Raw genomic sequence first — 26,204 nt, 5'->3', positions numbered from 1 at the left:
AAATGTCCCACAGGCAATCCATGTTTGATCAAACCCGGCTGGATCGGCTTAGCCATTGGATGGAGAGCTATGTTGAGCAGCGCAAATATGCCGGATCATCCTTTTTGCTGCGCCACAAAGGGGACGAAGCCTTTTTTCATGCCAGTGGTGTCAGCAGTCTGGAGACTGGCCGGCCATTCCAACGCGACACGCTGGTGCGCATTTATTCCATGACCAAACCGGTCACATCAGTCGCGTTGATGACATTGGTCGAACGTGGACTTGTTCACCTGAACGCGCCTGTTTCTGAACTTCTACCTGAATTCAAAGATATGCACGCGCTGGTACCGGGGGCGGAGAGACTGGATCAGACCGAGGCTGCACCGTCTCCCACTCTGCATCAGTTACTGACGCATACCAGTGGGTTAAGCTATCCGTTCAACCCCGGGCTTTTACCCCATGCGATGGATGAACGAGACCTTATTTTCAAACCCAATCAGGGACTTCTGGAACACCTTGTGCGCGATCTGGCAGGGCTGCCACTGGCGTTCCAACCCGGTGCACGCTGGGAATACTCGGTCGGTATTGACGTGCTGGGTCGTGTGATCGAGGTGGTCTCGGGCCAGTCATTGGAGCAGTTCTTTCGAACCGAAATCCTTGAACCACTCAACATGCGAGAAACAGGTTTTTCCGTACCCGTTGGGGTAGGGGATCGTTTCGCATCGCTCTACACCCCATTGGCTGGCGACGCGATGGCCCTGAATTCCGCGGATCACGGTAGCGAAAGCCTGAGACTGTTCGATTCCCACATAGTATCCCCGTTCGAAAACACGACGACCTTTTCCGGCGGTGGCGGTCTGATTTCGACAATCGATGATTATGCCAAATTCGCGGACATGCTTCGAAATCGGGGGGCCGGGAACGGGTACCGCATACTTAGCCCGAAAACCGTCGATTTCATGATGCGCAATCACCTTCCCGGGGACATTGCGTCAATGGGTCCGCAGAGTTTCGCAGAGCAACCGATGGAAGGAATGGGCTTTGGGCTAGCCGGTGCGGTTGTTCTGAATCCCGGTCTGGTAAGGGTTCCCGGCTCTATCGGGGATTTCAGCTGGGGTGGAATGGCGTCGACCTATTTCTGGATTGACTGGAAGAATGACCTGACGGCGATTTTCTTTACCCAACTGTCCCCCTCAAGTTCGTACCCATCCCGCGCCGAACTCAAAGCACTGGTTCATGCGGCCATGATTGAATGATTTCCTCTGTACTGATACCCGGTGCCGGACGACACAACTTGCGAGCAGACGATGACCGAAGCGGAACGTATCTTACTGGATCTTCTCGATATTGAACGGCTTGAGGTCGATCTGTTTCGCGGGACAGGGTCGGGCGGTGAAACGCCCACACGCATCTTTGGCGGACAGGTCATCGCGCAAGCGCTCGCTGCGGCGTATCGGACTGTTGAAGAGCGGTTGTGCCATTCGCTACACGCCTATTTCATTCGCCCAGGAGATCCAGAGAAACCCGTTATTTATCAAGTTGATCGCGCGCGAGACGGAGGTTCTTTCACAACCCGCCGTGTGGTTGCGATTCAGCACGGAAAGCAAATCCTGAACATGTCGGCATCGTTTCATGTCCAAGATGAAGGCTGGGACCATCAGCATCCGATGCCCGTCGTGAACGCACCGGAAGCGTACCCGTCCCGATCTGAATTGCGTAAAACATACGTTGAACGTGTTCCCGAAAGGTTGAGGGGCGAATTGCTGCGCGAACGCCCGATCGAGGTTCGGGAAGTCGATCATCTGGACCCATTCACACCGAAAGTCTCTGATGATCGAAACCAGACCTGGTTCCGTATGCCCGCTGCTGCTTCGGTCGACACCAGAACGCAGCACTTACTTCTGGCTTATGCGTCTGACATGAACCTGATGTCCTCTGGATTGCGGCCACACGGTCTGAGCTGGTTTAGCGGAGAGTTCAACGGCGCAAGTCTGGACCACGCGCTATGGTTTCACGCACCGGTAAATTTTCAGAACTGGCATCTTTACGTAATGGACTCGCCGTGGACGGGGCAGGGACGCAGTTTTAACCGTGGATCGATCTATTCCGAGGACGGTACCCTTGTTGCATCTGTCGCACAGGAAGGATTGATGCGCAGAATTCGCGCACGACCTTAAGTATTGCCCATAAACTTTTGATTTAACTTCTGCATTCCGCTAAGCCACCGATCGTAATCAGCCGCTTTGAATTGCAAATAATCAGCGACTTGTGGATGAGGCAGAACCAAAAACCGTTCATTTCGAATAGCTTGCACACAGGATTCTGCCACATCTCTGGGCTCAAGCATCCCATCAATCGAAGCTACTGAGATTTCATGGCCTTCGGTCATTTTCGAACGTACCGCCTGCGGACACAGGACCGAGACTTTCAATCCTTCAGCGCCATATGTCAGCGAAAGCCATTCGGCAAATCCTACAGCCGCGTGTTTGGTAACCCCATATGGGGCTGCACCAGGTTGGTTCAGCAAACCTGCCGCAGACGCAGTTATCATTATATATCCGCCGCCGCGACGAACCATGCGTGGAACCAGATGGCGAGCAGTCCAGACATGGGACATGACATTGATCTTCCAGATCCGATCCCAATCTTCGTCCGCAACATCGAGACCACCAAGCGTCAGAATTCCGGCATTTGCGCAAAACAGGTCAATTGGACCGACAGTTTCCTCAACAAAATCAATCAGAGCTTTGATCTGCGCTTCGCTGGAAACGTCACAGGTATACGCCTGACCACCAATTTGCTTAGCGACCAAATTTGCGCCAGCGATGTCGACATCCGAGCAGATTACACGTGCACCTTCATGGGAAAACCGTTCTGCAAGACCACGACCAATACCTTGGGCAGCGCCGGTGATAACGACAGTTTTGTTCTCAAGCTCCATGCGTATTCCGGGCAGGTTCGTTACAGTGTTTTCAATGTGTTGGCTTGCGTTCCGTATTACAAGTATTACGTTTTTAACATAATACCAATTACACGCTAATTGGAAGTAGCGGAGATATACTCAGATTCCATTGCAATCAGTCATCAGACCCATGCGATCAACACAGGTCTGATGCGATTTATCCCAACGCGTAACCGGCACCTCGGACTGTGCGAACCGGATCATCCCCGCCATGTTGCGTTAAGGCTTTGCGCAATCGTCCAATGTGAACATCAACGGTACGCGTATCGACATAGATGTCGCGTCCCCAGACCCGATCCAGCAATTGTTCACGGCTCCAGACCCTGCCCGGCTTTTCCATGAACGTGCTAAGAAGCCGGAATTCGGTTGGACCAAGTTTCAAGGGCTTGCTGTCACGGCTGACCTTGTGGGTTTCCGAATCCAGAATGATGTCATCGTACTCCAGTCGCAAGCCAACAGTTGCCGGTCGGACGCGGCGCAGTTGTGTTCGGACACGCGCCATCAGTTCGACGATCGAATATGGTTTGACCACATAATCGTCGGCACCAGTTTCCAGCCCGCGAACCTTGTCTACCTCTTCTGATCTGGCCGACAGCATTATTATCGGGATCGAACGTGTGTCCAGACGGCTTTTGAGCCGGCGGCAAACCTCAATCCCGCTGAGGTTGGGCATCATCCAGTCCAGAACAATGATATCCGGGCAGTCTTCGTCGACCAGCAGCATAGCTTCGTCACCGTTGGCCGCCTTTGAGACGCGAAAACCTTCGGCTTCAAGGTTGTAGGCCAGCACCTCGCGTTGGGCCAACTCATCCTCGACCACCAGAACCGTCGGTTGATCTGCGGACATCTCAAGCCTCTCCTACACTGTTTGCGACGTTATATCGGCCTTGGGCCGAGCCTCGGTCGGGCGGTCGCCTGTAACCAGATACACCACCTGCTCGGCAATCGAGGTTACATGGTCGCCCATACGCTCGATGTTCTTGGCAATGAAATGCAGGTGCATACAGGCCGAAATATTGCGCGGATCCTCGGCCATGAAAGTCAGGAATTCGCGGAACAGGCCGTTGTACATCTGATCGACATCTTCATCGCGGTTGATGACGTCGGTGGCCAGTTCCGCGTCGCGCTGAATATAGGCGTCCAACGCGTCGCGCAGCATACGCTCAACCTCGCGCGCCATGCGGCGCAAGGCAGCTGCGCTGCCGCTGATCTCGCCCGCATTGGCAAGAACGGTCGTACGCTTGGCGATGTTCTTCGCGTAATCGCCAATCCGCTCGAGATTACCGGATACTTTCAGGACCGAAAGAACCAGTCGCAGGTCACTGGCCGTGGGCGCGCGCAACGCAATCAGACGCGCGGTTTCCTCGTCGATCAGGTCTTCCAACGCGTCGATGGCCTTGTCACCTTGTCGTACTTCCTGGGCCAGCTCAACGTCACGGCTTTCAAGCGAGCGCGCCGCGCCCATGATAGCGGCCTCAACCAGACCGCCCATCTTCATGATATGCGCCTGGATTGTTTCGAGGTCGCGGTCAAAAGCAGATGCAATATGTTGTTCGCTCATTGTTTGATACCTGTGCTTAGCCGATACGGCCTGTAATGTAGCTTTCCGTGCGCGGATCGACCGGATTGGTAAAGATCTGACCGGTTTCACCGAATTCCACCAGATTACCCAGGTGGAAAAAGGCCGTTTTCTGGCTGACGCGCGCGGCCTGCTGCATCGAGTGGGTGACGATCACAACCGAATATCGGGAACGCAATTCGTCGATCAACTCTTCGACCTGTGCGGTTGCAATCGGGTCCAGCGCCGAGCACGGCTCGTCCATCAACAGGACTTCCGGTTCGGTTGCCACGGCTCGCGCGATACACAAACGCTGCTGCTGCCCCCCTGAAAGGCCCGTGCCAGGCGCATCCAGACGGTCCTTGACTTCATCCCAGATCGCGCCTCGGCGCAGGGATTTCTCAACGATTTCATCAAGTTCCGCCTTATTCTTCGCCAAGCCGTGGATGCGCGGACCGTAGGCCACGTTGTCGTAGATCGACTTGGGGAACGGGTTCGGTTTTTGAAACACCATACCCACTTTGGCGCGCAACTGTACGGGGTCGACCCGCTTGTCATAGATGTCTTCGCCGTCCAAAAGGATATCACCTTCGACACGGCAGATATCGATGGTGTCGTTCATCCGGTTCAGACACCGCAGGAAGGTCGATTTTCCACAACCCGAAGGGCCGATAAAGGCCGTGACGGTCTTGTCTTCGATCTCAACACTCACGTCCTTGATGGCGTGGGTATCACCGTAATAAACCTGAACCTTCTTCGCGTTGATCTTGATGTCTTTGGAGTCCACGGTTCTCTCCACTCGTGTCATGTCGTTCATTATTGCCCCCAATTACCAGCGGCGTTCAAAGCGGCGGCGCAGGATGATAGCGATGATATTCATGGTCAGCAGGAACATCAAAAGGATGATGATTCCGCCCCAGGCCTTTTCGTAGAACCCGACATCAGCGCGTGCGGCCCAAGTGTAAATCTGGGCGGGCATTGCCGAGTTCGGCTCGGTAAAGCCGGCAAGGAACCCGTCGGGATATCCCCGCGCCACAAAGCCTACCATGCCGATCAGCAACAACGGTGCAGTTTCACCCAAGGCTTGTGCCAGACCGATGATGGTGCCGGTCAGAATGCCCGGCGCGGCCAAAGGCAGCACGTGGTGGAACACAGCCTGCATTTTCGAGGCCCCTACCCCCAACGCTGCATCACGGATCGACGGTGGAACCGCTTTCAGCGAGGCGCGGGTCGAGATGATGATCGTCGGCAATGTCATGAGGGTCAGAACCAGACCACCTACCAGCGGTGCCGATTGTGGCAGGTGCATGAACTGGATGAACACGGCCAGACCCAGAATACCGAACACAATCGACGGCACGGCTGCAAGGTTCGAGATGTTCACTTCAATCAGGTCGGTGAACCTGTTCTGCGGGGCGAATTCTTCAAGATAGATCGACGCTGCCACACCAATGGGCAGTGACAGGCCCAAAACCACCAGCATCATGAAAAACGACCCAATGACCGAGGCGCCGATGCCAGCACCGCCCGGGTTGTCAACGCCAGAATCCGCGCCGGTGATGAACGGCCAGTTGAAAGCCTGCTTGATGATGCCCGCCTGTTCCAGCGCATCAACCAGATCCAGATCGCTTAGCTGTAGAAACCGGCTGTCCTGCAAGGTGTCACGGGACACGCGGCCTTTGAAATACCCGTCGACCCGGCTGGAGGCGGCCAGATCAAACTTGACCGGATCACCCAGCTTGCCGGGGTTGTCGGCATAGTAAGTTCGGATTGTACCGCCGATTTTACCAAGAAGACGTTCGATGGCCGCTTCGTCGAAATCAACGCTGATCCCTTGGTCCTCCAGTTCCTTGCTCAGCTGAGCGATGAACAGGTTGGAATAGGCCTTGGTCTTGAACAACGTACTTTCCGCCTCGTCTCGCTGCGCAGCGGACAAGGTGAAATCCACGCTGACAACAGTGCGCTGAAAGGCCGGAATACCTTGCGACAGGATCGAGGCGAACAGAACGATCAGGAAGAACAGGCCCGTTGCAATAGCGACAATCCCGTATGCCCGAAATCGTTTCTCTGCATTTGCACGTTTTTTGGTATGTGCATCCCCTACAGTCAGCGAGACTGAGCGATGACCTGTTTCTGGGCTTTGCATGCTGGCGTCGGTCATTCGTATTGCTCCCGATACTTGCGCACGATGTAGAGGGCAAAGATGTTCAGCCCAAGCGTGAGGGTGAAAAGGGTCATGCCCAGTGCAAAGGCTACAAGCGCTTCGGGCGATGCGAAATCCGCGTCTCCGGTCAGCTGGCTCACGATTTTTGCGGTGACGGTCGTCATGGCTTCAAACGGGTTCAGGCTCAGCCGCGCTGCGGCCCCTGCCCCAAGGACCACGATCATTGTCTCACCTATGGCGCGCGATGTGGCCAGCAGGATCGCCCCCACGATACCCGGAAGCGCCGCTGGCAGAACAACCTGACGGATGGTTTCGGACTGCGTTGCACCCAATCCGTAAGAACCGTCGCGCAGAGCCTGCGGCACCGCGTTGATGATGTCATCCGACAACGAGGACACAAACGGGATCAGCATGATGCCCATGACCAACCCAGCGGTCATGACTGCCGTGCCAGCCTTCATCCAGCCAAGCCCGTCATCCCCGAACAGTCCAAGCAAAAGCGGACCAACGGTAAGCAGCGCAAAAAGGCCGTAAACGATGGTCGGGATACCTGCCAGTATCTCGAGCAGCGGTTTTGCTACGGCGCGGACACGGGGTGACGCGTATTCGCTGAGGTAAATCGCGGCGAACAGCCCGATCGGGACAGCCACCAGAAGGGCAACGAGCGAGATATAGAATGTCCCCCACAGCAGGGGAAGAATGCCAAGTTCAGACGACCCGCCGCGCCCCGAAAAACTGGGGGCCCAAGTCGTGCCGAAAAAGAAATCGGTAGCAGGGTAGAGTTTGAAGAATTCCCAAGTGTTGAAAACCAGGGACAGGACGATCCCGACAGTAGTCAGAATTGCGATGGACGCGGCTGCCAGCAACAGGATTCGCACGCCCTGCTCGACCACATTGCGCGCGCGGTATTCCGCGTGGGTTTGAAGCCAGCTGACCGCAGCACCGGCGAGTGCCGTCAGTATGACGGCGACTGTCATGATCGAATAGCCGGTCGCATTCATGATCCGATAGCTTTGCGCCGCGCGCAGCACAGGTTGCGTGATATCCGACGTCACCACTTGCCCGGCATCCTTCAGACGCTGGGTCATGTCGATCACATCCGCGCGCTCGTTGCGCGCCAGTTCCTCGGGTATCTGCCCGGCGGCAACTGCGTTATCCAAGCCGTACGCGGTGCGACGGACCTCGGCCATGACCAGATTGAGGGACGCGCCGTCTTCGATGGCGGAACCCGAGATCATTTCGGATACCTGAGAGTTCACGTAAAGCGGTTGTACTAGCAACCAGAGGATCATAAGGCCAAATGCGGGAACGATCGTCTTGAGGGCGACATTTGCGCCATAATACGACGGAAGCGAGTGCAAAGCCCGGATATCTCCTGTGGCGCTTTGCAGGGCGCGTGTGCGCCCCAACAGGTAACCGACTGCAGCAATCGCTAGCACGATCAGAACAAGCCATACTATCGGCATGAAACCCCCATTTGGTCTTGGCCGGGAAAGCTAAAAAATGTGGGGGCGACAGGAATGCCGCCCCCCGGTATTTCGAACCAAAGGCGGGATTAGCTGCCCGAACCCATGGTAACTTCGTTGGCGATTGCATCCTGAGTCTGTGCCAGCTCAGGGTCCGCAACCAGACCATAATTTGCCAGAGGACCCGAAGCGCCTGCGATTTCGTCGTGGGTAAAGAACTGGGCGTATTCTTTAAGGCCGGGAATCACGCCGATATGGGCTTTCTTCACGTAGAAGAACAGCGGGCGCGAAACCGGATATTCACCGGTCGAGATGCTTTCGGTCGAAGGAGCGATACCCGACATGGTTGCCACTTTCAGCTTGTCGGTGTTGTTCTCGTAGAACGCCAGGCCGAAAATGCCGATGCCATTGGGGTTGGTGTCGATACGCGCCAGCGTTTCGGTGTAGTCACCATCGATGTCGACCGCCTTGCCGTCGGTACGAATAGCCAGACAAGCATCTTCTGCGTCGTCTTCGCTCATGCCGCCAGCAATCATGGCTTCCATCGCACCGGTCGCTTCACAACCGATCAGCAGAACTTTTTCTTCGAATACTTCACGGGTGCCGTGTTTGGTACCTGGAATGAAGCCAGCGATTTCTACATCAGGCAGTTCCGGGTTGAATTCGGCCCAGGTGGTGTAAGGGTTATCAACCACTTCACCGTCTTTCAGGACTTTTGCGCCCAGTGCGTTAAAGATGTCGGCAGGTTCAAAAGCGGTGAAGGCAGGACCGTTCTGCTGGCTTGCAAAGACGATGCCATCATAACCGATGCGGACTTCCATGATGTCAGTCACACCGTTTTCGGCGCAGGCCTTGATTTCTTTTTCACGGATCGCGCGCGATGCGTTTGCAATGTCGATGGTGTTTTCACCAACACCCTCACAGAAACGCTTCAGACCAGCTGACGAACCGCCCGATTCAACAACCGGGGTCGGGAAGTCGGTGTTCTCACCAAACAGTTCCGCGACGATCGACGCATATGGCAGAACGGTCGACGAACCGGCAACCTGAACGTTGTCACGGGCAGCAGCGGTGGTTGCCGAGACGGCGGTGATTGCCAGCGCAGAAGCCGACAGTTTTACAAAGGACATTTCAGTCTCCTTGAAAAGGTATGATTGATCACCCCCATGATGATCCTGCGTGCACCCCTAGGTGCCGTGCGTAAGCCTTTTGTGACAAGTGTGTAACGCTTTTATGACAACCCTCGTTTATCCGGAGATTTCAGGTCAAAAAAACGTAACGAGGCAGATTTTGAAGGGTGATAATGCGGGAAGGGCTACCGTGGTAAGATGACTGTAAAGACGGAACCTTTTCCCAACTCACTTTCCACGCGCAACCGTCCGCGGTGGCGATTGACGATGTGCTTGACGATGGCCAGCCCCAGCCCCGTTCCACCCAACTGCCGCGACCTGTGATTGTCGGCGCGATAGAAGCGCTCGGTCAGGCGTGGCAGATGCACAGAATCAATTCCTGGCCCCTTGTCGATGATCTTCACCCGCACCCCAGGCCCACGCATCGCCGCGTCACGCTCTGATGACAAAACGCTGACTGTGACGCTGCCACCGCTGGCACCGTATTTTATTCCGTTTTCGATCAGGTTGGTGAATACCTGCCGTAACTGATCGCTGTCTCCGGTTACTGCAAGCGGGCCGTCCTGTGCGTCAAGCGTCAGCGTCACACCCGCCTCTTCCGCTAGGGGGCGCAACGAGTTAAGGGTGGATTGCAGCAGCCCTGTCAGCTCCAGCTGTTGTTTTGGGCGAACTCTTTCTTCGCTTTCCACGCGGTTCAGGGACAAAAGATCGCCAACCAGCCGGTTCATCCTGTTGGCTTCATCGGCCATGATTTGCAGGAACCGGTCACGCGCAGCCGGATCGTTGCGTGCAGGGCCGCGCAAGGTTTCAATGAAGCCCATCAGTGCCGTCAACGGTGTCCGCAATTCGTGACTGACATTGGCAACAAAGTCCCGGCGCATCTGACTTGCCTGTTCCAGGTGCGTGACATCTTGAAAAGTGGCCAGAATGGCGCCACCCGACACGGCTCCGACCCCGTTCATATATCGGCATTGCACATCAAATGTTGTGTCCTGAGCGCCGTCACTGGAAAGATGACGCGCCGTCTTGGTTTCCTTCGACTGAAGGCTTTGCTCAATCGCTTCAAGAACCAGTGGCTGCCGCAGGATGGTCGCAAAATGCCGCCCTACAATATTCTGCCCCAGAAAGGTTTTTGCATCCGTATTGGCGGCAATGATCCGTTCGGTCTGATCCACCATCAGCGCGGGCATAGGGATGGCCTGAACAAATCCATCAAGAAGGTTATCTGACATGCTTCAAACCCCGATCAATCCGCGCGTCTTACTGGACAGGTCTTAAGGTGTCCCGAAACCTGCGCATGTTTTCCTGATAGTGCAGCGCGCTTAGGGTAATCCGTTTTGCTGCGGCCTCGTCCAGTTGGCGCACCACTTTGCCCGGAGCCCCCATCACAAGGGAGTTATCCGGAATCTCCTTGCCTTCCGTGATCAAGGCCCCTGCCCCGATCAGGCAATTCCGTCCGATCCGGGCACCATTCAGAACAATCGCGCCCATTCCGATCAGAGTATTTTGTCCGATCGTACATCCGTGCAGCATCACTTTGTGTCCGATGGTGCAATTCGGACCAATCCACAAAGGATACCCGGCATCGATGTGCATGACGCAGTTTTCCTGAACGTTGCTACCTGCACCAACGCGGATTTCCTCGTGATCTGCGCGTATCGTGCAGCCGAACCAAACCGAGGCACCCTTTTCCAGCACAACCTTGCCGATCAGGTTGGCATCGGGCGCAACCCATGTGTCCTCGTGAATATCCGGCATGTGCTCGCCTAACGCGAAGATCGTCATGACAGCCCCTCGAATTCGTTTTGAAGTTTGCGCACGTGTTGTTGCAGATTTGGCTGTTGAATACGGCGCATCCGTTCGGCGCTGACGATGGTCTTGAGCTTCTTTTCGGTCGCCTCAAGATCGTCATTGATCAGGACATAATCGTAATAGCCCCAGTGGCTGATCTCATCCCAGCTTTTGAGCATCCGCCTTGCGATAACTTCATCGCTATCTTGTCCACGCGATTCCAGACGGCGGCGCAGTTCAGGGATCGATGGCGGCAGGATGAAGATCGACAACGCATGCTTACCCAGATCCGAGTTGCGGATCTGAACCTCGCCTTGCCAGTCCACGTCGAACAGCACGTCCTTACCCGCGTGGATCGAACTACGCACCGGATCAGCGGGTGAGCCATAGAAATTACCGAAGACATGCGCATGTTCCAACATCTGGCCATCGGCGACCTTCTGCTTGAACTCGTCTTCAGAAAGAAAATAGTAATCCCGCCCATGTTCTTCCCCCGGACGCGGGGCACGGGTTGTGGCCGAGACCGAAAACTCAAGGTCCTTGTCCCAGTCCATCAGCCGCTTTGCCAGGGTGGATTTGCCTGCCCCGGACGGGGAAGACAGGATGATTAAAAGGCCTCGGCGATCCGCCATATCAGTCGTTCCCATCGTTATTCCACGTTTTGCACTTGTTCGCGCATCTGATCGATCACCGCCTTCAATTCCAGCCCGACAGCCGTCAGATCCGTACTCTGAGCCTTGGAACACAGCGTGTTGGTTTCGCGGTTGAACTCTTGCATCAGGAAATCAAGCTTGCGTCCGACAGCCCCTTCCTGCCCAAGCAACTCTCGCGCTGCGGCCACATGTGCAGACAGGCGGTCGATCTCTTCGGTAATGTCGGCTTTGACCGCGATCAAAGCCAGTTCCTGCGCGACGCGATCCGGGTCCGCGCCCTGCGCATTGTCCAGTACGTGCGCCAGATTGTCCCGAAGTGCCGCGGCCATCTTGTCCTTGCGTTGCACGGCCAGATCGGCTGCCTGCGCTGTCAGCGCCGCAACTTGGTCCAGCTGAGTGTTCAGCACGGCCGCCAACGCTTCGCCTTCGGTCTGGCGCATTCCGACAAAAGCGGCCAACAGGTCGTTGAAATCTTCGGTCAGGCGCGCCACCAGCGGAGCGGGATCATCCGCATCTGCGGTTGCATCCAACATGCCTTTCAGTGCCAAAAGGTCCGAGGCGCGCGCCGGTTCCAGAGCGATGCCGCGCGCAGCTGCCATCTTGTGTGTTTGCTCCAACGCACTCAGAGCAGCGGCCATAGCGACCTCGTTCAATGCCAGTTCCGAGGCAGAGTCCTCACGATTCAGACGCATTGAAAGGGTCACATTCCCACGGCTCAGGGATTTTGACAGCGTGGCCCGAAGGGCCACCTCAAGCCCGGTCAGCCATTCAGGGACGCGCAGGCGCATATCAAGGCCTTTACCGTTGACACTGCGCAACTCCCACGTCCAGCTATGCGGTCCGTATTCACCCTTCCCCGAGGCAAACCCGGTCATGGATCTGATCATGACTGTCCTTTCCTGTGGCCTCACCCTTTTGGATGTTTGCCGCACCTAATGCGATTGACCGGTACAGAGCAAGAGTTGGCTGAGGCCGCCTTTGTTTGGGGTAAGTTAACCATTCGTTAAAGAATTGCTCCAAAATTGAATAAACCCGAGTCAAACTACCCCTGGTAATGGCTTGCAGGCCACAAATGCTCCGGTTGTGTTGCATGTTATGAAAATGGCGGCCAATTGACGTAAGGGTGAAAAAATGAAAACCTTTTTCGGGACTGGTTCCGGGTCAGATTTTGGAAAGATCGTCGCAATGGATCGCTTTGACAGTGGGCGCAGCCTTACGCCGATCCGCCAGGCCGAAGCGTATTGGACTGCATTGCTGAGAGGTGACGGTGTTCCGATGCGGTCCCAGGTTGACCCGCGCGGGCTGGAAAACATACTCGAATATACTTTCATTCTTGAACGGATCGCCCCTGGACTGGCTCGGTTTCGCCTTGCCGGAAGTCACCTGAACGGGCTTGCGGGGATGGAGGTTCGTGGCATGCCTGTGACGTCCTTTTTTCAGCCCGATGACCGCGCCAGGATTAAGGATGTTCTGGAGCAGGTATTTGCAACACCCGCCGTTGCCGAACTGGGTCTGGATTCGAGCGGGATACTTGGGCGTACCCGGATGCAGGCCTGCATGATCCTTTTGCCGCTCAAAAGTGATCTGGGCGACGTCAGCCGGGTTCTGGGGGTCATGGTCGCGGAAGGAGCGATTGGTAAAACCCCACGCAGATTTTCGATTACGGATACGCGGATCAAATCGTTTTCGGAAATTCAGGCACCGGTTCCTGCTGCGCCTAAAGCCGTTGACGGTTTTGCCGAAGACCAAACGGATTTCAAACGCGCGGCCAAACACCTTCGTCTGGTCGTGTCGCGGGATGACTGAACCAGTCTGAACACCCGGAACAAAAAACAGCGGACCGATGGCCCGCTGTTTTTCTTTCTTTTCGAACGCTTAACTTGCGGCGCGTTTTGACCCGTTACGGCGCAGGTTGGTCAGTTCTTCCGCCACAAGGAACGCCAGTTCCAGCGACTGAGACGCGTTCAGGCGCGGGTCACAAGCGGTGTGGTAGCGATCCGACAGATCCTCTTCGGTTACAGCACGCACACCACCGGTGCATTCGGTAACGTCGAGACCGGTCATCTCGAAATGGACACCGCCGGGGATCGTGCCCTCAGACTGATGCACGCCAAAGAAATCGTGTACCTCACGCAGGACAGAATCGAACGGACGGGTTTTGTAGCCCGTGGCCGACTTGATGGTGTTGCCGTGCATCGGGTCGCAGACCCAAGTGACCTTGGCGCCTTCTTCCTTCACGGCCTTGACCAGACGCGGAAGGTGTTCACCCGCCTTGCCCGCGCCAAAGCGCGCGATCAGAGTCAGGCGGCCCTCTTCATTTTCAGGGTTCAGCTTCGACATGAGAACCTTGAGGTCTTCTGCCGTCGTCGTCGGACCACATTTCAACCCAATCGGGTTCAGAACGCCACGACAGAACTCGACATGTGCACCATCAGGCTGTCGCGTACGGTCACCGATCCAGATCATGTGACCAGACCCGGCCAGCCAGTTGCCCGAGGTCGAATCCAGACGGGTCAGCGCCTCTTCGTACTCCAGCAACAGACCTTCGTGACTGGTGTAGAATTCAACAGTCGAGAATTCGTGTGTCGTGTCTGCCGTGATACCGGCCGCTTCCATGAAGTCGATGGTGTCCTGAATGCGATCTGCCACCTCAGAGTACTTCTGAACATCCTGTTCGTCGGTAAAGCCCAGAGTCCACGAATGGACGCGGCTCATGTCGGCGAAGCCACCAGTTGAGAAGGCACGCAGCAGGTTCAACGTGGCCGCCGCCTGCGTGTAGGCCTGCAACATCTTTTCGGGATTCGGAATCCGCGCTTCGGGCGTGAACGCCAGTTCGTTGATGATGTCACCGCGGTAGCTGGGCAGCTCGACACCATCCACAACCTCGGTCGGGGCGCTGCGTGGCTTTGCAAATTGGCCGGCCATACGACCGACTTTAACCACCGGCACCTTGGCACCATAGGTAAGAACCATCGCCATTTGCAGCATCACCTTGAAGGTGTCACGGATCGCATCGGCGCTGAATTGTTCAAAGCTTTCAGCGCAATCCCCGCCTTGCAGAAGGAAGGCCTCGCCGCGACCGGCGGCACCAAGATGTTGCTTGAGGCGCCGCGCCTCACCGGCGAAGACTAGCGGGGGATACTGCGAAAGCTGGGCCTCGACCTTGGCCAATGCGGCCGCGTCGGTATAGTCTGGCATCTGAACCCGGGGCTTGTTGCGCCAGTTCGATTTTTGCCATTCGGTCATAGCTTTGATCTCCGCTGAAGTGTTCAGGTCGCCTCTATACAAAAAGCAATGAAGAGTGACCATATCCCATTTGCGCCTCTTGACGCCGCAAACAAGCTTTGATCATGGTGACTGCCAAATACGCTGCGGGATACCAGGTTTTCCTGCGCAGAATTAAGGACATTTTGTCATGCAAGTGCAACGCCAAGCAGTCACGGTCGAAAATGCTGGGGCCACGCCCCGCCATTTCGTTTTTGTCCTGTTGGACAATTTTTCGCTGCTGTCTTTTGCGTCAGCGCTCGACAGTCTGCGCATCGCAAATCGCATGGCGGACAAACAGCTTTATACATGGACACTTTCCGGTGAAGGCGGAAACTCGATTTCATGTTCGGCCGGGACCGAATTCAAGCTGGACCGTGATCTTGAGGAGTTGCAGCGCGACGATGTCGTTCTGATTTGCGGAGGCGTTGACGTACAGGCAGCCACCACCAAACGCATTCTGAACTGGTTACGACGCGAGGCACGGCGCGGATTGCGCATCGGCGGTTTGTGCACGGCTGCTTATACCCTGGCCAAGGCCGGGTTACTGGACAACAAGCGGGCGACGATACATTGGGAAAACTCAGACAGTTTCATCGAAGAATTCGATGAGGTCGAGTTGACGAAAGCTGTCTTTCAGATTGATGGCGGTCGGATGACAACGGCTGGGGGGACCTCGTCTATCGATCTGATGCTCAAGTTGATTGCAGACGATTTTGGCGAAGACTTGGCAAATGCGGTGGCGGACCAGATGATTTATTCGTCAATCCGGACAGATCAGGATACGCAACGTCTGTCGACACCGACGCGGATTGGGGTCCGGCACCCCAAGCTGAGTCAGGTCATTCTCATGATGGAAAAGAACATCGAAGAGCCGATCTCTCCTTCGATTCTGGCCAAGGAAGTCGGTATGTCGACTCGCCAGCTTGAGCGTCTGTTCCGGCGCTATCTCAGCCGCTCGCCCAAGCGGTACTATATGGAACTTCGCTTGCACAAAGCGCGGAACCTGCTGATGCAAACGGATATGAGCGTCATCAACGTAGCCCTGGCATGCGGCTTTGCCTCGCCCAGCCATTTCTCGAAATGCTACCGCGCACATTACAACACCACGCCGTATCGCGAGCGTGGCGCGCAGAGCGGGCGGCTATCGGTGTAAGGTCACTCCGCCGGAGCCATTCTGTAAACTGCCCCCCGCCCAACCGAGATAAACCAGATCGACCCATCTGGCGCTTCGACGATATCGCGGACGCGCTCGGTTTCAGGGCTTCTGATCTGTTCGGCCTCGTGCATCGGCTGACCGTGAAGCCGTGCGATATAGTCAAATTTCAACGACCCTACGAAGATATCACCCTTCCATTGCGGCCATAGCTTGCCGGAATAAACCAGCAGACCGGACGGCGCTATGGAAGGATCCCAGTAGTAAACTGGCTGTTCCAGCCCTTCTTTAGCTGTACCGTCGCCGATTTTTTCACCCGAATAATGCGTGCCATATGAAATAACCGGCCAACCATAATTCCGCCCTGCACGGGGTTGGTTGATTTCATCGCCACCCCGCGCCCCGTGTTCCGAGATCCAAAGTCGGCCAAACGCGTCCAAATCCGCGCCCTGCGGATTTCGATGGCCGTAAGACCATATTTCGGGTTCGATATTCGATTGCACGACAAAGGGGTTATCCGCCGGAACTGTCCCATCGCGATTGATGCGAATGACCGAGCCCATGGGATTGGACCGATCCTGTGCATTCTCCGCCTGTCCCCGTTCGCCCAAGGTCACGAATAATGTCCCGTCCGGCGTTTCGACCACACGGCTGCCAAAATGGCGACCACCTGTACCACCTGGCGATGCCTCGAAAATTACTCGAAGGTTCTGAAGGTTTTTGCCAGTCTCGGACAGGCGCGCAACCGCAACAGCAGTTCCTGCACCGTCGCCTTGCGGTTTTGCAAAAGTCAGAAAGACCTCTCGACTTTGATTGAAATCGCGTGAGATCGTGACGTCCAACAATCCTCCCTGCCCCAAAGTCGCGACCTTTGGAACGCCTGAAACAGCTACCGGCTGTCCATTTCGCACATACAGCAATCTTCCATCCCGTTCCGTGACGAGGAAACTCTCATCAGGCAAAATGCCAACCGCCCATGGGGTCTCTAGCCCGCCAACCATTTCTTCCAGTTGGACAATCCCGGCTGAAACCAACAGCGTCTGGGCCGCGGCACTCAAGGCGCACAGTGAGAAAGAGAGAATCATCGCCGTTCTGAGCATTCTGGTCCCTTTCGGTGACAATCAGGGGTGAGTCCCAACAAAACAGATAGAATTTCAAACGAAAAAAACACGTTTGCGTTAGGACTTTTCTTTTCCGAACAGCTTGCCTAGGGTCGTCGCCAGAACGAATACGTTCACAACTGGGAGTAACCATATGAAAAAGCTGCTTACTGCAACTGCAGCAACTGCATTGCTGGCCGGCGCAGCCATGGCCGAAGATGTCAAACTGGGGATTTTGATCGGCTTTACCGGCCCGATTGAATCGCTTGCCCCCGCCATGGGATCGGGTGCCGAGCTGGCAATCGCCGAAGTCAACGAATCCGGAAAGTTCATGAACGGTGCCAGCGTGGCTGGCGTACGTGCCGATACCGGCTGTATCGACAACGGTCTGTCCACCTCGAACGGCGAGCGTATGATCGCTGACGGTGTTGCAGGCATCATCGGCGGCGACTGTTCGGGTGTAACCGGCGCGATTCTGCAAAACGTTGCCATTCCTAACGGCATGGTCATGATCTCGCCTTCGGCGACCTCGCCCGGCCTGTCAACCATGGAGGACAATGGCCTGTTCTTCCGCACCGCGCCGTCGGATGCGCGCGAAGGTCAAGTTATGGCTGATATCCTTAAGGATCGCGGCATCAACTCGATCGCGCTGACCTATACCAACAACGACTATGGCAAAGGTCTGGCCGATGCGATCCAGACGTCCTTCGAAGCGGTTGGCGGCGAAGTGACCATCGTTACGGCGCACGAAGACGGCAAGGCCGACTATTCGGCTGAAGTTGGCGCGCTGGCCTCGGCCGGTGGAGACATTCTGGTTGTCGCGGGTTATCTGGACCAGGGTGGTCTGGGCATCATCCAGTCGTCGCTGGACAGCGGTGCGTTTGACACCTTTGGTCTGCCCGGTGGCATGATTGGCGACTCGCTGCCCGCAAATGTCGGCCCCGACCTGAACGGCTCGTTCGGTCAGATCGCCGGGTCGGGTGGTGAAGGTGCAGAAAAGTACTTTGCACTGGCCGAAGCAGCCGGATTTGACGGTTCGTCGCCCTATTCGCCCGAATCCTATGACGCGGCAGCGCTGTTCATGTTCGCCATGCAAGCCGCCGGTTCGACCAACCCGGCAGATTACGCGGGCAAAGTTATGGACGTCGCTAATGCACCGGGTGAAAAGATCTATCCGGGTGAACTGGCCAAAGGTCTGGAACTGCTGGCCGCCGGTCAGGACATCGACTATGTCGGCGCGTCCGGTGTCGAGTTGATCGGCCCCGGCGAAAGCGCAGGGTCTTACCGCGAGATCGAAGTGACCGACGGCGAAAACAAGACCGTCAACTTCCGTTGATCCCGCATATCAAACCATAAAATCAAACAGCCCGGGCCTTGTGCCCGGGCTGTTTCAATGACAAAAGGCTGCACCTCGTTTCACGGGGACAAGGCAAGGGGATACCATGATCGTCGTCGAGGACGTGCATAAGCATTTCGGCGGGTTTCACGCGGTGGACGGGGCGTCGCTGGAAATCCAAAAAGGGTCGATCACCGGCCTGATCGGGCCCAACGGGGCCGGAAAAACCACTCTGTTCAATGTAATCGCCGGTGTTTTGCCCCCGACCAGCGGCAAGGTGGTTATGGATGGTGAAGATATCACCGGCCTGCCCCCGCATGAGCTGTTTCACAAGGGTTTGCTGCGCACGTTCCAGATCGCGCATGAGTTTTCGTCGATGACCTGCCGCGAAAACCTGATGATGGTGCCCGGTGCGCAATCGGGTGAGGCGCTATGGAATACCTGGTTCGGACGCAAGCGCATCGCTGATGAAGAACGCGCGCTGAAAGCCAAGGCAGACGAGGTGCTGGAGTTTCTGACCATCGAACATCTGGCCGATCACAAGGCCGGCCAGGTTTCGGGCGGTCAAAAGAAACTGCTGGAACTTGGTCGTACCATGATGGTGGACGCCAAGATCGTATTTCTGGACGAGGTCGGAGCAGGCGTGAACCGCACCCTGCTGATGACCATCGCTGATACGATCCTGCGCCTGAACAAAGAGCGTGGTTATACGTTTGTTGTCATCGAGCACGACATGGATTTCATCGGCAAGATCTGCGACCCGGTCATCTGCATGGCCGAGGGCAAGGTTTTGGCCGAGGGTACTCTGGATGAGATCAAGGCAAACGAGCACGTGATCGAAGCCTATCTTGGCACCGGCCTCAAAAACAAAGACAAGCTGGAGGCCCAGACATGACCGCTGGCATGAGCGACAACCCCTATCAGGACGACAAGGGCAACAAGGACGCATCGATTACCAACACGCAAGGTATCGGAACAATGACGCCTGCCCATCGTAAAAGCGGGACGACTCATCGCGTTGAAGGCGGCCCGTTTCTGATCGGCGACACCATGACCGGCGGTTATGGCAAAGGCCCGGACATCCTGCACGACTGCACCATTGCCGTGGATAAGGGGGAGATCGCCGTTATCGTCGGCCCCAATGGTGCGGGCAAGTCAACGGCGATGAAGGCCGTGTTTGGGATGCTGGATGTGCGCGCCGGCTCTGTACGTCTGGATGGCGAGGATATCACCAGCCTCACCCCGCAAGACCGCGTAATCCGCGGTATGGGCTTTGTTCCTCAGACATCGAACATTTTCACCTCGATGACTGTCGAGGAAAATCTGGAGATGGGTGCCTTTATCCGGCACGACGATTTCTCGGACACAATGGAGCAGGTCTATGACCTGTTCCCGATCCTGCGCGACAAACGCAACCAACCTGCCGGCGAACTGTCTGGCGGTCAGCGCCAACAGGTTGCCGTGGGTCGCGCGCTGATGACGCAACCCAAGGTCCTGATGCTGGACGAGCCCACCGCAGGCGTCTCACCCATCGTGATGGATGAGCTTTTTGACCGCATCATCGAGGTCGCACGCACCGGCCTGCCGATCCTGATGGTTGAACAAAACGCCCGCCAGGCGCTGGAGATTGCCGATAAGGGATATGTGCTGGTTCAGGGGCGAAACGCCTATACTGGTACGGGCAAGGAATTGCTGGCCGATCCGGAAGTGCGGAAGAGTTTCTTAGGCGGGTGAGAATGAAGTACCTTGCCAAATTCCTTGCGGTTTCCACCTTCTTTTTTGTGCCCGGAAACGGGTTCGCAGAAATTCTGCGTTTGAAGGCGAACGGTGTCGAGATGCACTGTATCGCAAAACACGATTGCAACCCACCTCTTGATTGCGGTGGCGATGATTTCAATGACTGCAAACAACGCAAGGGGTATTGCAAAGACTCCTGAGCTTCGCATTTCAGCCTCTTAAGGCGGAAGATACTAACGATCAAAAAACCGTATGGCATGTTCGTGTTTGCTGGTCATGAAAAGTTCGTTTTAACGGGCGCAAAGATTGCTCTGGAAAACCAACAGAACGTAGTTTTGGTTTTGCTGAAGGGTCAACCGCCTTTGGATGAATTTGAGAACTGGAACGTCATGTTGTCAGATAACGGACGAATTAGTGTTCACGTGAAACTTACGAGCGGCATACCGTCTGTGGCTTCTTATCGTGGCGCTTGTCAGGTGCCCAATTAATGGGCTTCCTCACTCTTCCCGTTGTTTTTTGAGCCAACGGGCTAAGACTGAGCATGTGTTTCGCCCACGCTCAAATTATTCCGCCATCCCAAGATTTCCACGCGTCGGCTGCAATCCGGTCACATTGTGCGTTTAGCGCCGGGCGCTGTGAAGGAAACGGTTTCCCGGACAAACAAATCTGATTCCGAGAAATCAAGCGAACCTTCTGAATGAAAAACTCTATTCAGGACCCAAAAATGAAAAAATGGATATGGGTGGCCGTCGCCACTTTGTGCACGAACGCTGCAATTGCGGAAGAACGCCACTTTGTCTGCGTCTCAGACCGCGACGGCAGTGAAGTGCGCCTCAAACGGGCGTCGGAAGGAGACAAGGGCATCATCGAAACCGCAAGTGTTTCTGGCGACGCGATGGTCTTCAAAGGCGTTGGCAACATGACGTTTGTCTATATCCAGGGCGATGAGGTCATGACCTTTGTTGTGAACTATGACGACATGACCTTTGATCTTTCGGTCAAAGGCCCCAACGCGGGGACTGATCGCGGCGCTTGTACTGAAACAAACGCCTGAGCCCCTTCCGACCATCTCGACCACGCACCGGAATTGACCGGTGCGTGACTGAGCCGGGCTTGATGTGGAAAGTCCGTCCTTCTTGAAAGCTTTTCTAGGGTTTTTTCGCTACCAGCAGGAAAATATGACGATAAACCGCGTGCAAAACATTGTGCCCGCGCAGACCGTTATGCCATAAGGTCGCACCCGGACAGTGAGAAGAAATAATGGACTTACTCAACGCGCTTGTTGCGCTTGCCAACTTTGTCATCGTGCCTGCGATTGCCTATGGCAGTCAGTTGGCATTGGGGGCGCTTGGCGTGACCCTGATCTACGGCATCCTGCGGTTTTCGAACTTTGCCCATGGTGACACCATGGCCTTTGGCGCGATGATCGCTGTGCTTGTCACCTGGGGCTTACAGGCCGCTGGTGTCAGCTTTGGGCCGTTGCCGACTGCCCTGCTCGCCCTGCCCTTTGCTATCCTTGGCTGCATCATGCTGGTGTTGGTTACAGACAGACTGGTCTACCGCTTTTACCGCGAACAAAAGGCCAAGCCGGTTATCCTTGTAATCGTTTCAATGGGTGTAATGTTCATCATGAACGGTCTGGTGCGCTTTATCATCGGGCCGGATGATCAAAAGTTCTCGGACGGTGCAAGATTCTTGATATCCGCGCGGGACTTCAAGTCCATGACGGGCCTTCAGGAGGGTCTGGCCATCAAGACCTCGCAAGGGATCACCCTGATAGTGGCCGTTATTGCCGTGGCCTTACTGTTCTGGTTCCTCAACAAAACACGAACCGGAAAGTCGATGCGCGCCTATTCCGACAACGAGGATCTGGCGCTTTTGTCCGGCATCAACCCTGAACGTGTTGTGATGATCACCTGGATCATCGTAGCCGCCTTGGCGACCACAGCGGGTGTTCTTTACGGGTTGGACAAAAGCTTTAAACCCTTCGTCTATTTCCAGCTTCTGCTGCCGATTTTCGCTTCAGCAATCGTGGGGGGGCTGGGCAACCCGCTGGGCGCGATTGCCGGCGGGTTCATCATCGCGTTTTCCGAGGTGACGATCACCTATGCCTGGAAAAAAGTACTGACCTATGTGGCCCCCGAAAACCTGGAGCCGTCCGGATTGGTTCAGCTCCTGTCCACCGATTACAAGTTCGCTGTCAGCTTTGTCATCCTGCTGATCGTGCTTCTGTTTAAGCCCACGGGCCTGTTCAAGGGAAAAGCAGTATGACCGAATCTGTCAAAAACACTCTGCTTTTCATAGCTGTTGGCAGCCTCATTCTGCTGACCGGTTTCACGCAAAGCTGGAACACCGCCGTTCTGATTCTGAACATGGGGCTGATCTCGGCCATCATGGCGATCGGTGTGAACCTGCAATGGGGCTTTGCGGGCCTGTTCAACGTGGGGGTCATGGGCTTCGTCGCGCTGGGCGGTCTGGCCGTGGTGCTAGTATCAACAGCGCCTACCCCGGGTGCCTGGGGCGCAGGCGGTTATGGTATCGTTCTGTCTTTGCTACTGGGGGCTGCCACTGTTGTTGCAGCCGTACTGGTGGCAACGAGAATGCCCAAAGGCCGGGTGCAGACGCTGACAATAATCACTGTCCTTATCGTCGGCTTTTTCCTCTACCGGGCCGTGTTCGACCCCAATGTTGCCGCAGTTGAAGCCATTGACCCGGCGATTGCCGGTAACATCGGTGGACTGAACCTGCCCGTTCTGCTGGCCTGGCCTGCCGGAGGTCTGCTGGCTGCCGGGGCGGCATGGCTGATTGGCAAAACCGCGCTTGGGCTGCGGTCAGATTATCTGGCGATTGCCACGCTGGGTATCGCCGAGATTATCATCGCCGTCATGAAGAACGAGGACTGGCTGGCCCGCGGCGTGAAGAACGTCTATGGCATCCCGCGCCCCTCGCCGGTTGTCGGGTATGAAGTTGACTTGCAGCAAGATCCGGCTTTTCTTGCCCGCGCCGAATGGCTGGGGCTGGATCCGGTCACTGCATCCACCCTTTCGGTGAAACTTGGGTATTCGCTGCTGTTCATGCTGGTTCTTCTGGCGCTGCTGTGGATGGCGCAGATGGCGCTGAAAAGCCCGTGGGGCCGCATGATGCGCGCAATCCGCGACAATGAAGTTGCAGCCGAAGCGATGGGCAAGGACGTCACCCGTCGCCACTTGCAGATTTTCGTATTAGGGTCGGCCATTTGCGGCATCGCTGGCGCGATGATGACCACCCTGGACGGACAGCTGACACCGGGCACCTACAATCCGTTGCGCTTTACCTTCCTGGTTTGGGTCATGGTGATCGTTGGCGGTTCGGGCAACAACTTCGGAGCCGTTCTGGGCGCGTTCCTGATTTGGTTCTTGTGGGTTCAGGTCGAGCCGATTGGCTTGTGGTTGATGAGTGTGATCACCGCAGGCTTGCCGGATGGCAGCGCGCTGAAGTCACATCTTATTGATAGTGCCGCACATATGCGCCTTTTCACGATGGGCCTGATCCTGTTGATTGTTCTCAGATTCAGCCCAAGGGGTCTGATCCCCGAGAAATAGACCGACGCCACGTTCCAATACACAAAACCGCGCCACTAATCTGGCGCGGTTTCTTGATTCTTAAGGTTTTTCTGAATAAACGAACCCACCACAGTGTTTTTGATTTGCGGCAGGTTGCTGGCACTCACCCTCGCCTATGCCGTTTCAATCGATCAACAAGACGAGTAGACAAGAGTAGAAAATGAAAGCACCACATCTGAAATCACTCATTCTGTTTCCGGCTATTGCGGTTGTAGTATCCGCATGCGTTCCCAGCCCCGAAGATCTTGAGACGACGCCGGTCAAGGTACAGACTCCTAAAGGTGTTGTGACCTGCCAGCTCTATCGTCAGGATCGTGTGACCTGGGACCGCGCAATCGACTTCCCAGCCACAAAGATGTCTGTCCCCGAGGCTGACGCCTATTGCCGTCAGGAAGGCCAACGCCGACTGAAGTAAACGCGACAGCGCCCCCAACGGGCGCTGCGTTCTTACCTGTTGCGGAACAAACCGCCGAGGATACCGCGCACGATCCGGCGCCCGGTAGTGCCTTTAAGCTCTTTGATCACCGCTTCGGTCATCGCTGTGGCAAAGGTGTCCTGCTTGCGCTCAACCCGGGATGAGGACCGGCCAACCCGGCTGCCCGAATATCTGCGGGCCGAAGAGTATTCGCGTTCGATCGGCGATTGCGCTTCAAAAACTTCGTCGGATTCGGCCAGTTCTGCGGCATTGGCCGCAGCTTGGGCCCGCGCCTGAAGAATCTCGAAGGCAGATTTTCGATCTATGTTCTTGTCGTATTTCCCCGCCATTGGGGAAACTGCTAGAATGTCCCGGCGTTCGGCATCTGAAATTGGCCCCAGCTGAGATCCCGGCGGGCGAATAAGCGTGCGCTCGACCACGCCCGGAACACCTTTCTTTTGCAGCATGGAAGTAACGGCTTCCCCCACGCCGACTTCGCGAATTGCCGTTTCCGTGTCAAAAGTCGGATTCTCGCGATAGGTTTCAGCGGCCAGCCTCAGGTTCTTTCGGTCCCGCGCCGTGAATGCCCTTAATGCGTGCTGAATACGGTTGCCCAGCTGTCCAAGAATATCTTCCGGGATATCGGCGGGACTCTGAGTAGTGAAGTATACCCCCACCCCCTTTGAACGGATCAGGCGGGCGACCTGTTCGACCTTGTCCACCAGTACCTTTGGCGCATCGTCAAACAGCAGATGGGCCTCATCAAAAAAGAACACCAGCTTTGGTTTTTCAGGGTCTCCGACCTCTGGCAGCTCTTCGAACAGTTCACTCAACAGCCATAACAGAAACGTTGCATAAAGTCTTGGGGCGGCCATCAGTTGGTCTGACGCCAGAATGTTCACCATCCCCTGCCCGTTTTCGTCTGTTCGCATCAGATCGGCCAGATCCAGCGCCGGTTCTCCAAACAGCTTTGTACCGCCCTGATTCTCGAGGACCAGCAGACGTCGCTGAATCGCACCGATCGAGGATGTAGATACATTGCCGTATCGCAATGACAGTTGCGCCCGATTCTCTCCGATCCAGACCAGCAGCGCCTGTAGGTCCTTAAGGTCCAGCAACGGCATCCCTTCTTCGTCGGCCACGCGGAATGCGATATTCAGGATACCTTCCTGCGCCTCACTCAACTCCAGTAACCGCGATAGTAACAGCGGGCCCATTTCCGTCACTGTCGTGCGCACGGGATGGCCCTGTTGGCCAAACAGATCCCAGAATGTCACTGGGCAGGCAGAATAGGCAAAATCATCGAACCCGATCCGACCAGCCCGGTCTTGGAACGCCTGATGCAGTTTGTGCGTCTCGCTGCCCGGAAGGGCCAGCCCAGACAGGTCCCCTTTCACATCCGAGAGGAAAACTGGGACACCCGCCTGAGAAAACCCTTCTGCAAGAATCTGCAATGTCACAGTCTTGCCGGTACCAGTTGCCCCGGCAATCAACCCATGGCGGTTCGCATATTTCAACGCCAGTTCCTGCGGCTGGCCATAGTTTTCACCGCCACCGCCCAAAAAGATATTCGTGCCCATTAACATTGCCTTATTGTTCACCGATCCGCCGCCAGCATACAAAGTTAACCTTTGACTGCGATAGTCTATTTGCCTTGCATTGCGGGGCAGACTTCCTCCCTGTCGACTGGCCGTGCCTGCTGGCACGGCCCTTTTGGTTCGGCCACTGGATTATTATTCTGGCGCATAGATTAAAAATTGAGGATAGCTGTTGACCCGTGTGCGCCCCTTACGTAGGGTTTGCGCATAAATAAGTCGGCCAGTCCGACGGGGAGAAACTTATGGGGAAGGGAGCTGGTCGAACAGCTCCCTTTTTCTAATCTCCGAAGGTG

25 protein-coding genes are annotated in these 26,204 nt (G+C 55.8%); 11 read left to right on the top strand and 14 right to left on the bottom strand.

Annotated elements, in window-relative coordinates:
• The first annotated feature begins 2 nt into the window (after positions 1 to 2).
• Entirely contained in the window at positions 3 to 1,235 is a 1,233-nt protein-coding gene (locus AC2FLZ_RS03680; protein WP_496881808.1) for a serine hydrolase domain-containing protein, read from the top strand.
• Between the two features lie 51 nt (positions 1,236 to 1,286).
• Positions 1,287 to 2,156, top strand: coding sequence for an acyl-CoA thioesterase (locus tag AC2FLZ_RS03675; protein ID WP_496881815.1), 870 nt, complete (start codon positions 1,287 to 1,289; stop codon positions 2,154 to 2,156).
• Here the strand turns inward: AC2FLZ_RS03675 and AC2FLZ_RS03670 are convergent.
• The 11 genes from AC2FLZ_RS03670 to AC2FLZ_RS03620 form a co-directional block, all read right to left on the bottom strand.
• Positions 2,153 to 2,920: an SDR family oxidoreductase gene (locus AC2FLZ_RS03670; protein ID WP_496881807.1), complete on the bottom strand. Its 768-nt coding sequence runs from the start codon at positions 2,918 to 2,920 to the stop codon at positions 2,153 to 2,155. The genes AC2FLZ_RS03675 and AC2FLZ_RS03670 overlap by 4 nt on opposite strands.
• Positions 2,921 to 3,098: 178 nt before the next feature.
• Positions 3,099 to 3,788 carry a phosphate regulon transcriptional regulator PhoB gene (gene phoB, locus AC2FLZ_RS03665; RefSeq protein WP_496751799.1) on the bottom strand — a complete coding sequence of 230 codons (690 nt, stop codon included), beginning with the start codon at positions 3,786 to 3,788 and terminating at the stop codon, positions 3,099 to 3,101.
• A gap of 12 nt (positions 3,789 to 3,800) precedes the next feature.
• A complete protein-coding gene (phoU, locus tag AC2FLZ_RS03660) occupies positions 3,801 to 4,502 on the bottom strand; it encodes a phosphate signaling complex protein PhoU (RefSeq protein WP_496751797.1) in 702 nt (233 codons plus the stop codon).
• 16 nt (positions 4,503 to 4,518) lie between these two features.
• Positions 4,519 to 5,316: a phosphate ABC transporter ATP-binding protein PstB gene (gene pstB / locus AC2FLZ_RS03655; protein WP_480480931.1), complete on the bottom strand. Its 798-nt coding sequence runs from the start codon at positions 5,314 to 5,316 to the stop codon at positions 4,519 to 4,521.
• Between the two features lie 12 nt (positions 5,317 to 5,328).
• Positions 5,329 to 6,660 (bottom strand): phosphate ABC transporter permease PstA, encoded by a 1,332-nt coding sequence (gene pstA, locus AC2FLZ_RS03650; protein ID WP_480472770.1) that lies wholly within the window; start codon positions 6,658 to 6,660, stop codon positions 5,329 to 5,331.
• Positions 6,657 to 8,129: a phosphate ABC transporter permease subunit PstC gene (pstC, locus tag AC2FLZ_RS03645; protein ID WP_496881806.1), complete on the bottom strand. Its 1,473-nt coding sequence runs from the start codon at positions 8,127 to 8,129 to the stop codon at positions 6,657 to 6,659. The genes pstA and pstC overlap by 4 nt, the downstream gene beginning before the upstream one ends.
• Positions 8,130 to 8,218: 89 nt before the next feature.
• Positions 8,219 to 9,259: a substrate-binding domain-containing protein gene (locus AC2FLZ_RS03640; RefSeq protein ID WP_496881805.1), complete on the bottom strand. Its 1,041-nt coding sequence runs from the start codon at positions 9,257 to 9,259 to the stop codon at positions 8,219 to 8,221.
• A 185-nt stretch (positions 9,260 to 9,444) separates the two neighbouring features.
• Entirely contained in the window at positions 9,445 to 10,491 is a 1,047-nt protein-coding gene (locus AC2FLZ_RS03635; RefSeq protein ID WP_480553509.1) for a sensor histidine kinase, read from the bottom strand.
• Positions 10,492 to 10,519: 28 nt separating this feature from the next.
• A complete protein-coding gene (locus AC2FLZ_RS03630; RefSeq protein WP_480553511.1) occupies positions 10,520 to 11,044 on the bottom strand; it encodes a gamma carbonic anhydrase family protein in 525 nt (174 codons plus the stop codon).
• Positions 11,041 to 11,682: a guanylate kinase gene (gene gmk / locus AC2FLZ_RS03625; RefSeq protein WP_480493148.1), complete on the bottom strand. Its 642-nt coding sequence runs from the start codon at positions 11,680 to 11,682 to the stop codon at positions 11,041 to 11,043. Before gmk ends, AC2FLZ_RS03630 begins: the two co-directional genes overlap by 4 nt.
• A 17-nt stretch (positions 11,683 to 11,699) precedes the next feature.
• On the bottom strand, positions 11,700 to 12,590 hold the full coding sequence (locus AC2FLZ_RS03620) for a YicC/YloC family endoribonuclease (RefSeq protein WP_496714233.1): 891 nt from the start codon (positions 12,588 to 12,590) through the stop codon (positions 11,700 to 11,702).
• A 244-nt stretch (positions 12,591 to 12,834) separates the two neighbouring features.
• Here AC2FLZ_RS03620 and AC2FLZ_RS03615 point away from each other — a divergent pair, with 244 nt between their 5' ends.
• Positions 12,835 to 13,509 (top strand): PAS domain-containing protein, encoded by a 675-nt coding sequence (locus AC2FLZ_RS03615; RefSeq protein ID WP_496881804.1) that lies wholly within the window; start codon positions 12,835 to 12,837, stop codon positions 13,507 to 13,509.
• A gap of 69 nt (positions 13,510 to 13,578) precedes the next feature.
• Here AC2FLZ_RS03615 and AC2FLZ_RS03610 read toward each other — a convergent pair whose 3' ends face one another.
• On the bottom strand, positions 13,579 to 14,949 hold the full coding sequence (locus tag AC2FLZ_RS03610) for a class II 3-deoxy-7-phosphoheptulonate synthase (RefSeq protein WP_480472784.1): 1,371 nt from the start codon (positions 14,947 to 14,949) through the stop codon (positions 13,579 to 13,581).
• A 169-nt stretch (positions 14,950 to 15,118) separates the two neighbouring features.
• Here AC2FLZ_RS03610 and AC2FLZ_RS03605 point away from each other — a divergent pair, with 169 nt between their 5' ends.
• On the top strand, positions 15,119 to 16,123 hold the full coding sequence (locus AC2FLZ_RS03605; protein WP_480472786.1) for a GlxA family transcriptional regulator: 1,005 nt from the start codon (positions 15,119 to 15,121) through the stop codon (positions 16,121 to 16,123).
• Positions 16,124 to 16,125: 2 nt separating this feature from the next.
• Here the strand turns inward: AC2FLZ_RS03605 and AC2FLZ_RS03600 are convergent, their stop codons facing one another.
• Positions 16,126 to 17,208, bottom strand: a complete 1,083-nt coding sequence (locus tag AC2FLZ_RS03600) for a PQQ-dependent sugar dehydrogenase (protein ID WP_496808503.1) — start codon at positions 17,206 to 17,208, stop codon at positions 16,126 to 16,128.
• Positions 17,209 to 17,377: 169 nt separating this feature from the next.
• Between AC2FLZ_RS03600 and AC2FLZ_RS03595 the strand changes: the two genes are divergently transcribed.
• The 7 genes from AC2FLZ_RS03595 to AC2FLZ_RS03565 all read left to right on the top strand — a co-directional run bounded on the left by AC2FLZ_RS03595 (position 17,378) and on the right by AC2FLZ_RS03565 (position 24,313).
• Positions 17,378 to 18,559, top strand: coding sequence for an ABC transporter substrate-binding protein (locus AC2FLZ_RS03595; protein ID WP_209503916.1), 1,182 nt, complete (start codon positions 17,378 to 17,380; stop codon positions 18,557 to 18,559).
• Between the two features lie 106 nt (positions 18,560 to 18,665).
• The gene (locus tag AC2FLZ_RS03590) at positions 18,666 to 19,454 is read left to right on the top strand and encodes an ABC transporter ATP-binding protein (protein WP_209596275.1); all 789 of its coding nucleotides are present in this window, start codon (positions 18,666 to 18,668) and stop codon (positions 19,452 to 19,454) included.
• 8 nt (positions 19,455 to 19,462) lie between these two features.
• On the top strand, positions 19,463 to 20,293 hold the full coding sequence (locus tag AC2FLZ_RS03585; RefSeq protein ID WP_267366696.1) for an ABC transporter ATP-binding protein: 831 nt from the start codon (positions 19,463 to 19,465) through the stop codon (positions 20,291 to 20,293).
• A gap of 727 nt (positions 20,294 to 21,020) precedes the next feature.
• Positions 21,021 to 21,350 carry a hypothetical protein gene (locus AC2FLZ_RS03580; RefSeq protein WP_480517042.1) on the top strand — a complete coding sequence of 110 codons (330 nt, stop codon included), beginning with the start codon at positions 21,021 to 21,023 and terminating at the stop codon, positions 21,348 to 21,350.
• Positions 21,351 to 21,556: 206 nt separating this feature from the next.
• A complete protein-coding gene (locus AC2FLZ_RS03575; protein ID WP_480517044.1) occupies positions 21,557 to 22,567 on the top strand; it encodes a branched-chain amino acid ABC transporter permease in 1,011 nt (336 codons plus the stop codon).
• Positions 22,564 to 23,877: a branched-chain amino acid ABC transporter permease gene (locus tag AC2FLZ_RS03570; RefSeq protein ID WP_480553521.1), complete on the top strand. Its 1,314-nt coding sequence runs from the start codon at positions 22,564 to 22,566 to the stop codon at positions 23,875 to 23,877. Before AC2FLZ_RS03575 ends, AC2FLZ_RS03570 begins: the two co-directional genes overlap by 4 nt.
• Positions 23,878 to 24,058: 181 nt before the next feature.
• Entirely contained in the window at positions 24,059 to 24,313 is a 255-nt protein-coding gene (locus AC2FLZ_RS03565) for a hypothetical protein (protein WP_480472799.1), read from the top strand.
• 32 nt (positions 24,314 to 24,345) lie between these two features.
• Here the strand turns inward: AC2FLZ_RS03565 and AC2FLZ_RS03560 are convergent, their stop codons facing one another.
• Positions 24,346 to 25,893, bottom strand: coding sequence for a helicase HerA-like domain-containing protein (locus AC2FLZ_RS03560; RefSeq protein ID WP_496881803.1), 1,548 nt, complete (start codon positions 25,891 to 25,893; stop codon positions 24,346 to 24,348).
• Positions 25,894 to 26,204 lie beyond the last annotated feature (311 nt).

Source organism: Ruegeria sp. YKSF131, from assembly GCF_059612645.1.
Note: the sequence above shows the minus strand (reverse complement) of the source record. Positions and strands in the feature narration are given on the sequence as shown.